The sequence below is a fragment of the Synechococcus sp. BA-120 BA3 genome, from assembly GCF_034931285.1.
Taxonomy (GTDB): Bacteria; Cyanobacteriota; Cyanobacteriia; order PCC-6307; family Cyanobiaceae; genus Cyanobium.
The window spans coordinates 19,119-28,048 of record NZ_JAYGHZ010000257.1 but is presented as its reverse complement, the minus strand read 5'-3'; the positions used below and the strand labels follow the sequence as shown (position 1 = coordinate 28,048).

Annotated in this window: 8 protein-coding genes and 1 tRNA gene; 2 read left to right on the top strand and 7 right to left on the bottom strand. The window is 69.1% G+C overall.

What is annotated here, in order from left to right; translation table 11 throughout:
- Both VB737_RS09055 and VB737_RS09050 read left to right on the top strand, forming a co-directional pair.
- Positions 1–808, top strand: an 808-nt coding sequence (locus VB737_RS09055; protein WP_500312521.1) for an SUMF1/EgtB/PvdO family nonheme iron enzyme, incomplete at its 5' end; no start/stop codon positions are given.
- A complete protein-coding gene (locus VB737_RS09050; protein ID WP_500312520.1) occupies positions 801–3,365 on the top strand; it encodes an arylsulfatase in 2,565 nt (854 codons plus the stop codon). The genes VB737_RS09055 and VB737_RS09050, both read left to right, overlap by 8 nt.
- A gap of 1 nt (position 3,366) precedes the next feature.
- Here the strand turns inward: VB737_RS09050 and VB737_RS09045 are convergent, their stop codons facing one another.
- The 7 genes from VB737_RS09045 to VB737_RS09015 form a co-directional block, all read right to left on the bottom strand.
- Entirely contained in the window at positions 3,367–3,753 is a 387-nt protein-coding gene (locus VB737_RS09045) for a hypothetical protein (RefSeq protein WP_500312519.1), read from the bottom strand.
- A 138-nt stretch (positions 3,754–3,891) separates the two neighbouring features.
- Positions 3,892–3,964, bottom strand: a tRNA-Ala gene (locus VB737_RS09040).
- Between the two features lie 63 nt (positions 3,965–4,027).
- On the bottom strand, positions 4,028–4,642 hold the full coding sequence (gene lexA / locus VB737_RS09035) for a transcriptional repressor LexA (RefSeq protein ID WP_416238057.1): 615 nt from the start codon (positions 4,640–4,642) through the stop codon (positions 4,028–4,030).
- 97 nt (positions 4,643–4,739) lie between these two features.
- Positions 4,740–5,702 carry an ornithine carbamoyltransferase gene (gene argF / locus VB737_RS09030; RefSeq protein ID WP_323243526.1) on the bottom strand — a complete coding sequence of 321 codons (963 nt, stop codon included), beginning with the start codon at positions 5,700–5,702 and terminating at the stop codon, positions 4,740–4,742.
- A 46-nt stretch (positions 5,703–5,748) separates the two neighbouring features.
- Positions 5,749–6,813, bottom strand: coding sequence for a hypothetical protein (locus tag VB737_RS09025; RefSeq protein ID WP_500312518.1), 1,065 nt, complete (start codon positions 6,811–6,813; stop codon positions 5,749–5,751).
- A 39-nt stretch (positions 6,814–6,852) separates the two neighbouring features.
- Positions 6,853–7,281: a hypothetical protein gene (locus tag VB737_RS09020; RefSeq protein ID WP_500312517.1), complete on the bottom strand. Its 429-nt coding sequence runs from the start codon at positions 7,279–7,281 to the stop codon at positions 6,853–6,855.
- Between the two features lie 56 nt (positions 7,282–7,337).
- Entirely contained in the window at positions 7,338–8,855 is a 1,518-nt protein-coding gene (locus VB737_RS09015) for a hypothetical protein (RefSeq protein WP_323243524.1), read from the bottom strand.
- Positions 8,856–8,930 lie beyond the last annotated feature (75 nt).

The window sequence follows — 8,930 nt, the reverse complement described above, 5'->3', positions numbered from 1 at the left end:
GCCCTACTGCATCGCCCGCACGGAGGTGACCAACCGCGCCTTCGCCGCCTTCGTGGCCGCCACCGGCTACCGCACCCAGGCGGAGCGGCCCCTGCCCCAGGAGCAGTTCCCGCAGCTCTCCGCCGCCGAGCGACGCCCGGGCTCGGTGGTGTTCCGGCTCCCCTCCCCCGGCGAGCCCCTGGAGGAGCTCAGCTGGTGGCAGTGGGTGCCCGGGGCCGACTGGCGCCATCCCGAGGGCCCCGGCAGTTCCATCGACGACCGGCTCGACCATCCGGTGGTGCAGGTGTCGCTGGCGGATGCGGAGGCCTACGCGGCCTGGGCCGGCGCCGCCCTCCCCAGCGAGGCCCAGTGGGAGTTCGCCGCCCGGGGCGGCCTGCGGGATCGGGCCTTCAGCTGGGGCAACACCTGGCGCCCCGGCCTGGCCAACACCTGGCAGGGGGAGTTTCCCGTCAGCAACTCCGCTGACGATGGCTTCACCGGCACCGCTCCGGTGGGCAGCTTCCCCCCCAATGGCTATGGACTCCGGGACATGACGGGCAATGTCTGGGAGTGGACGGCGGACTGGTACCGGCCCGGCCACGATCACCTCGCCGGCCAGGACGACCCGGTGCTGGCCGATCCTGCCGCCAGCAGCGATCCGCGGGAGCCCGGGGTGGCCAAGCACGTCATCAAGGGGGGCTCCTTCCTGTGCGCCCCCAACTACTGCAGCCGCTACCGGCCGGCGGCGCGGGAGGCCGAAAGCCCCGACACCGGCACCTCCCACATCGGTTTCCGACTCGTTTCCCCCGCCCTGACCACCCATGGCTGAGCGTCCCCTGACCCACCTCGGCGTCGCGGTCGGCCGCCTCCTGCGGCGCCTGGTTCCAGGGTGCCTGGCCCTGGCCCTGGTGGTCTGGTCGTTCAGGGCCGTGCCGGCCCTGGCCCAGCGGATCACCGGCACCCCGGGAGCCCCCAATGCCACCACCACGATCTCCGGCACCCAGTTGCCGGCCCCGGCGCCCCCCTTCGGTGGGGTGATCAAGGACGGCGCCCAGCAATCGAAACCCTGGTGGGCGCCCCGGATCACGCCACCGCAGAGCGCGCCCAACGTGCTGCTGATCATCACCGACGATGCCGGTTTCGGCGTGCCCAGCACCTTCGGCGGCGTGATCCCCACCCCGGCCATGGACCGCGTCGCCAAGGCGGGCCTCCGGTACAACCGCACGTTCTCCACGGCGCTGTGCTCCCCCACCCGGGCCGCCCTGATCACCGGCCGCAACCATCACTCGGCCGGCTTCGGGGTGATCTCTGAGCAGTCGACGGGCTTTCCCGGGTACAACAGCATCATCGAGCGGGACAAGGCCACGATCGGCCGTCTGCTCAAGGACAACGGCTACAGCACCGCCTGGTTCGGCAAGGACCACAACGTGCCGGCGTTCCAGGCCAGCCAGAGCGGGCCCTTCGACCAGTGGCCCACGGGCATGGGCTTCGAGTACTTCTACGGCTTCGTCGGTGGGGACGCCAACCAGTGGCAGCCCAACCTGTTCCGCAACACCACCCAGATCTATCCCTTCGAGGGCAAGGAGCCCGGCACCTGGAACCTGGTGACCGAGATGGCCGATGACGCCATCGACTACATGGCGCGGATGCACCAGATCAACCCCAGCAAGCCGCTGTTCATCAAGTACGCCCCCGGGGCCACGCACGCGCCCCACCACCCCACCAAGGAGTGGGTGGATCGGATCCATGCCATGCATCTCTTTGATGACGGCTACGAGAAGCTGAGGGAGCGCATCTTCGCCAACCAGAAGAAACTCGGCGTTATTCCCGAGGACGCCAAGCTTGACCCCTGGCCCGCCGATGTGATCACGCCCTGGGACAAATTGAGCCCGGAGGCCCAGAAACTGTTCATCCGCCAGGTGGAGGTGTTCGCCGCCTATGCGGCCTACAGCGATTACGAAATTGGGCGGGTGATCCAGCAGTTCGATGACCTTGGCAAGCTCGACAACACGCTGATCATCTACATCAACGGCGACAACGGCACCAGTGCCGAAGGCGGGCCCCTGGGCACCCCCAATGAAGTGGCCTTCTTCAACGGCCTCAACAAGCTGCCCGTCGAGGTGCAGATGAAGTTCTACGACGTGTGGGGCACCGATCTCACCTACAACCACATGTCGGCGGGCTGGAGCTGGGCCTTCGACACCCCCTTCAGCTGGTTCAAGCAGAACGCCTCCCGGCTTGGCGGGGTGAACCAGAACATGGTGGTGTCGTGGCCGGCGCGCATCAAGGACAGGGGCGGTCTGCGGGAGCAGTTCGTGCACGTCATCGACGTGGTGCCCACGATCCTGGAGGCGGCGGGGTTGCGGGCGCCCGAGGTGGTGGATGGGATCCCCCAGAGGCCGATCGAGGGCACCAGCTTTGTGTATACCTTCGACAGCAAGAACGCCAAGGCGCCATCGCGCCACAAGACCCAATACTTCGAGATGATGGGCCAGTGGGCGCTCTACAATGAGGGCTGGCTGCTGAGCACCAAGGTGAACCGGGCCCCCTGGGACGCCTTCGGCCCGGCCAACCCCGATCCGCTCAACAACCAGACCCTGGAGCTCTACAACCTCAACACTGACTTCAGCCAGACCACCGACCTGGCGGCCCAGAACCCCGGCAAGCTGAAGGAGATGAAGGCGGCCTTCATCGCCGAGGCCAACAAATACCAGGTGTTCCCTCTCGATGCCTCGGTGGCGGCGCGGATCGTGGCCCCCAGGCCCAACATCACCGCCGGACGCACTGAGTTCGTCTACACCCATCCGATGGTGGGCCTGCCCCAGGGGGATTCGCCCCTGCTGCTCAACACCTCCTACAGCGTCAGCGCCGACATCGAGGTGCCGGCCGGCGGTGCCGAGGGCATGCTGCTCACCTCCGGTGGCCGCTTCGGCGGCTACGGCTTCTACCTGAAGAACAGCAAGCCCGTGTGGGTCTGGAACATGGTGGATCTGGAGCGCCTCAAGTGGGAGGGCACCGAGCCCCTCACCCCTGGCAAACACAAGGTGGCGTTCGATTTCGTCTACGACGGCAAGGGGGCCGGCACCCTGGCCTTCAACGACTTCAGCGGCGTCGGCCGCCCCGGCACCGGCACCCTCAAGGTGGACGGCAAGGCGGTGGCCACCAGAACCATGGCCAAGACCCTGCCGATGATCCTGCAGTGGGACGAGAGCTTCGACGTGGGCTCCGACACCCTCACCGGCGTCAACGACGCCGACTACAAGCCGCCGTTCCGCTTCACCGGGAACCTCAACAAGCTCACCATCAAGCTGGATCGGCCCAAGCTGTCGCCGGAGGAGATCAGGAGCCTGGAGGCGGCCATGCGCACCAAGGCGGCCAGTGAGTGACTCAGGGCCGGGTGGGGCAGAGCCGCCGCCATTCCCCCAGGGCCTCGCCTGCGGCGTAGAACTTCCGCAGGCCCATCGCCGCGTCGTAGCGCTGCTTCTGCGGCGAGCTGGCCCAGGTGGCGGCGGGGCAGCTCTGGGGAGCGGCTCCAGCTTTGGGAGGCAGCTCGGCCGCATCCACCCCCAGTCGCAGCCGGAACAGGCCTTCCTGGCCGTACTGCTGGCGGAAGGCCTCGCGATCGATCGGTGCCAGGGAGCTGTTGTGGGGTTCCACGATCCCCTGCCCCCTGACGATGGACGGGAGGATCGACGGGACGAGCAGCGCCAGGCCCGCCGTAAGACCGGCGGCCCGACGTCGCCGCCATGGGGCCCGGGGGGGGCGGGTGGCCAAGGGGCAGCGGGGAGGATCGGGCCATCCTGTCGGCAGCACCAGCGCCGGCCATTGCCGGCTCAGCCAGCTTGACCACAGCAACAAGGCCCCCGAGGGGCCCAATAAGGAAAGTGCCAGGGGAGCCCTGGATCAAGAAAATGGAGCCAAGCGGACTCGAACCGCTGACCCCCTGCATGCCATGCAGGTGCTCTACCAGCTGAGCTATGGCCCCATTGGTGCGCCGGTTGCCCGGTGCTTGAGGAGCTTACAACGTGGTGGTGCGGGCCCCATCCCTTCAGACCTGACGCCAGACCGCCACCAGGCGGCCCTGCACGCTCACCTGGTCGGCGGGCACCAGGATCGGCGCGTAGGCGGGGTTGGCGGCCTCCAGCCGCACCTGGGCCCCCTGGCGGTGGAAGTGCTTGAGGGTGGTGCCGCTGCCGGGCACCAGGGCGCTCACGATCGTGCCCTCCCGCAGCCGGGAGGGGTCGGCCACGGGCTCCATCAGCACCACGTCGCCATCGGCGATGTGGGCGTCCACCATCGAGTCGCCGTTGACGGTGAGGGCGAACAGGCCGCGGGTGTCGAGCACCGGAGCCAGATCGAGGTGCTCCTGGACGTCGTCGAAGGTTTCCACCAGGCCGCCGGCGGCCACGGCCCCGAGCACCGGGATGCCGGGGTGGCTCTCGCCCAGCAGCTGCAGCGTCCGGGCCTGGCCCTCCTGCCAGGTGATCCAGCCCTTCTGCTGCAGGTGGCGCAGGCGGCTCTGGATCGGCGCCGGCGACCGCAGGCCCATGGCCTCCATCATCTGGCGGATCGAGGGGCTGTGGCGGTGGCTGCCGATGTAGTCGGCGAGCCAGTCGTAGAGCTGCCGCTGGGCCTCGGTGAGCTCCTGGTGGGTGGCGACCACGGGCAGTACGGATGAACCACTCCCTTTCTGCCATCCCGTGGGCGGTTTGTCCAGAGCCGGGCCTGCCGCCGCCCCCCGGAGACCGCTGCCGGTGCCTTCAGTCGCTGACGCCCCCCAGCAGGGTGGCGAGCAGGGCCTGCTGCACGTGCAGGCGGTTCTCCGCCTGGTCGAACACCCGGCTGGCGGCCCCCTCGATCACCCCGGCGCTGATCTCCTCGCCCCGGTGGGCGGGGAGACAGTGCAGCACGATCGCCCGCGGATCGGCCTCGGCCAGCAGGTCCTCGTCGAGGCACCAGCCGCTGAAGGCCTGCTCCCGCTGGGCCTGCTCCTCCTCCTGCCCCATGGAGGCCCACACATCGGTATACAGGACATGGGCCCCCCGGGCCGTCGCCACCGGGTCCTGCAGCACGGTGATCGCGCTCCGCCCGCCGGCGAGGGCCCGGGCCTGCTCTACCACCGCCGGGCTGGGGGCGAAGCCGTCGGGGCTGCCGATGCGCACGTCCATCCCCAGCAGGGCGCCGACGAGCATCAGCGAGTGGGCCATGTTGTTGCCATCGCCCACGTAGGCCAGGGTGAGGCCGTGGAGGTCGGCGGGGCCGTGGCCGAAGCGTTCCTGGATCGTCAGGGCATCGGCCAGGGCCTGGCAGGGGTGCTCCAGGTCGGTGAGGGCGTTGATCACCGGGATCGAGGCCCAGTGGGCGTAGTCGACCAGGTCCTCCTGGGCGAAGGTGCGGATCGCCAGGGCATCGCAGTAGCGGCTCAGCACCCGGGCCGTGTCGGCGATCGGCTCGCCCCGGCCCACCTGGGTGACGGCCGGGTTGAGGTCGATTGTCTGACCGCCGAGCCGGGCCATCGCCACGATGAAGCTCACCCGGGTGCGGGTGGAGGCCTTGGAGAAGATCAGCCCCAGCACCCGGCCGGCCAGGTCGATGCGGCGCTCGCCGCTCTTCAGCTGGCGGGCCAGCTCCAGCAGGGCGAAGGTCTGGGGACCGTCGAGGTCGGCCGAGGAGAGCAGATCGCGGCCCCTCAGGGCGGCGAGCGGGGCTGAGGGGGACACCATGGCCCACGTCCCAAAGAACCCTTATGCGAGATCGACCCCCCCCACGTCAAGGGCAGGGGCGCAGGCCGTGGCGCGCGGGCTGCGCCGGGCTGGTGCGGGGCAGCAGGATGAAGGGTGCCGACCGCCAGGCTCCCGGCGCTTCCCAGCAGGCCATGGCGGGGTTGGCGGCGCTCAGTTCCTGGATCCGTTCCCGTTGGCCCTGGAACCCCAGAAAGGGTTGGTCCAGGGACTGGAGGGCCGGTGGGTCGCGTTCCTCGAGATCCCGCAGCTGGCCGGGATGGAAGTACGTGCCCATCAGGGCTCCAGGGGGCCAGCCCGCGCTCCAGCAGCCGCCGGTGCAGACGCCGGTGCTGTTCACGAAGGCCGCCATGGCCCGATAGTCCTGCAGCGGTGCCCGTTTGTCCGCCAGCACCCTCTGGCCGATCTGCAGCTGCAGCAGCAGCACGGCGGCCAGCAGGACGGCCAGGGCGGTGCGGCGGAAGCGGCCCAGGCCGGCAGTCAGCTCCCAGCCCGTGCCCACCAGGTAGGCCACGGCCGGCAGAACCACGATGGTGTAACGGGCCTGGGTCATGGGCTTGATCGGATCGATCACCAGCATCAGTGCCATGAACAGGCCGATCACCAGCAGCAGGTAGCGGGCCTCCCCCAGGGACTGGGGCAGCTGCTGGGTCGGCTCCACCAGGAAGCGGCGCAGGTTCCGCCAGGAGCCGATGGCACAGCCGATCCCCACCGCCAGTCCGATCAGGCCCAGTTGGGCCAGCGGTCCCTGGTGGAGGTCCAGCAGGGGAAGCAGGCCGCGGCTGAACTGCATCAGGGTGCCGATGACCGGCTCTACCTCGATCCAGTCGATCCGTTCGAGCTTGTTGCCGATCGAGCTGGCCAACGCATGGCCGAGGGGCGGCAGCAGCAGCAGCAGCCCGAGGACGGCCGCCTCCCGCCGTCGCCGCAGCACCTGCCCATCGGCGGCGCTCACCGCCAGCACCACCAGCACGAACAGCAGCGAGAAGTAGTGCGTCAGGGACAGCAGCACGCAGGCGAGCCTGAATCCCCAGCGCAGGGCGGCCCCGTGGCGTTCCGTGCCCTGACGCAGCAGGAGGGCCGTGCCCAGCATCAGCGTCGAGAGTGTGAGCGAGAGGGCGTAGCTGCGCGCCTACTGGGCATAGAAGAGGAAGGAGGGGCTGGTGCCCAGGAAGGCCACCGTGAACAGGCGCCGGCCTGCACCGCGCCCGGAACTGCCCAGGGCCGCGGCCACAAGGCCCAGGGCGGCGATCAGAAAGCTGAGGCTGCGGGTGGCGGTCTCCCCTGGGCCGAAGACCCCGATCCAGAGCTTCAGCAGGACCTGATAGAGCGGGGGATGGGTGTCGGGGAGCAGCCAGTCCCGGAACAGCACGCCCCAGTCGGCGCTGCTGGCGGCCACCGACCAGATCTCATCGGACCAGTAGGAATAGGCCGTGGTCAGCCCCTGCCCGGCGAACCCGAGACAGCAGAGGATCAGGACGGCGGTGACAAGCCGCCGGGGAGGGCGCTGGAGCGGTCGGGTGGCGGCTGGGGGCCCCGAAGGCTCTGTCCCGACCACCATCACACCGCTGCAGGAGACCAGTGCCGGGACATTAGACCTGATTCAGGCCCTCCACATCAAGGGCAGGGGCGCATCCCGTGGCGCGCCGGCTGCGCCGGGCTGGTGCGGGGCAGCAGGATGAAGGATGTGGTCTTCCAGGACCCAGGTGCCTCCCAGCAGGCCAGGGCGGGGTTGTTGGCGATGAGGCCCTTCAGCTTCGGGTAGGCCCTGCGGAAGCCGAGCAGCGGACGATCCAGCCGCGTCTGGGCCAGCGGCGTGCCGGGATCGAACGCCATCAGCTCGCGGGAGCTGAAATAGGTGCCCCTGAGCGCCTCCGGGAACCATCCGCTGGACCAGCATCCCTCGCCCTTCCGGCAGAGATCGCTTTTGGCCAAGAAGCTGGCCAGGAGCTTGTAGTTCTCCAGGGGTCCTTGCTTGATGGCCAGGTGCTCGGTGCCGATCCGCAGTTGCAGCAGCAGTGCAGCGCAGAGCAGGCTGGCCAGGGCGACACGACGAACCCGGCCCAGGCTCACGGTGAGTTCCCAGCCGGTTCCCACCAGGTAGGCCAGGGCGGGCAGCACCACGATGTAGTAGCGGCTCTGCGACAGGGGCCGGAACGGATCGATTGCCAGAATGACTGCCAGGAAGGCCGTGATCACCGTCAGGAGGAAGCGGGCCTCACCCGTGGCGGGTGGCCTGGGGCTGGAGGCTCCGCGGGTGAACAGGGGGAAGGTGGCGGCTCCGATGCCGCCGACGAGGGCGAGCAGGATCAGCAGGCCTCGCAGACCCTGCCGCGGATCGAGCAGCGGCAGCGTTCCAGCCATGAACTGGGTGATCGTGCCGCTGACGGGCCTGACCGCGATCCAGTCGATGCGGGTCAGATTCTCCGTGGGGGGGCTCAGCAGGCCGTGGAGGAGCGGCCACAGCAGCAGGAGCAGCAGCAGGGGGATGGCAGCGGTCCGCGATCGGAAGACCGTTCCCTCGGCGGTGACCACCGCCAGCACCACCAGCACGAAGATCAGGGAGAAGTAGTGGGTGAGGGACAGCAGCAGACAGGAGATCGTGAACCCCCAGCGCAGGGCGGTCTCGTGGCGTCCTGTTCGCTGGCGCAGCAGCAGGGCCGTGCCCAGCATCAGCGTCGAGAGGGTCAGCGAGAGGGCATAGCTGCGGGTCTCCTGGGCATAGAAGAGAAAGGCGGGGCTGGTGCCCAGGAAGGCCACCGTGAACAGGCGCCGGCCCGCACCTCGCCCTGAGCTGCACAATGCCGCCACCACCAGTCCCAGGGCGGCGATCAGAAAGCTGAGGCTGCGGGTGGCAGGCTCCCCGGTGCCGAAGCTCCCGATCCAGAGCTTCAGCAGGATCTGATACAGGGGGGGATGGACGTCGGGGATCAGCCAGTCCCGGAACAGCACGCCCCAGTCGGAGCTGCTGGCGGCCACGGACCAGAGCTCATCCGACCAGTAGGAGTAGGCCGTTGTCAGACCCTGGCCCGCCAGGCTGAGGCAGAAGAGGATCAGCAGCCCCGTCAGGGCCGCTGGAACCAGGTGTCGTGCCCAGTGGGTTTCGGCGAGTGGGGATGGATCGGTGTCGTCCATCACCCTGGATTGCCGCAGGTCTCGAAGGGGAATCTACGGTCCGTTCCCTTACAGGGCACGCCGGACGGCAGAACC

Bases quoted from the DNA above. Each gene is read 5' to 3' on its own strand.
- VB737_RS09015 (WP_323243524.1), bottom strand. From the start codon at position 8,855: ATGGACGACACCGATCCATCCCCACTCGCCGAAACCCACTGGGCACGA.
- VB737_RS09050 (WP_500312520.1), top strand. From the start codon at position 801: ATGGCTGAGCGTCCCCTGACCCACCTCGGCGTCGCGGTCGGCCGCCTC.
- argF (WP_323243526.1), bottom strand. From the start codon at position 5,702: ATGGTGTCCCCCTCAGCCCCGCTCGCCGCCCTGAGGGGCCGCGATCTG.
- VB737_RS09020 (WP_500312517.1), bottom strand. From the start codon at position 7,281: ATGGTGGTCGGGACAGAGCCTTCGGGGCCCCCAGCCGCCACCCGACCG.
- VB737_RS09025 (WP_500312518.1), bottom strand. From the start codon at position 6,813: ATGCTGGGCACGGCCCTCCTGCTGCGTCAGGGCACGGAACGCCACGGG.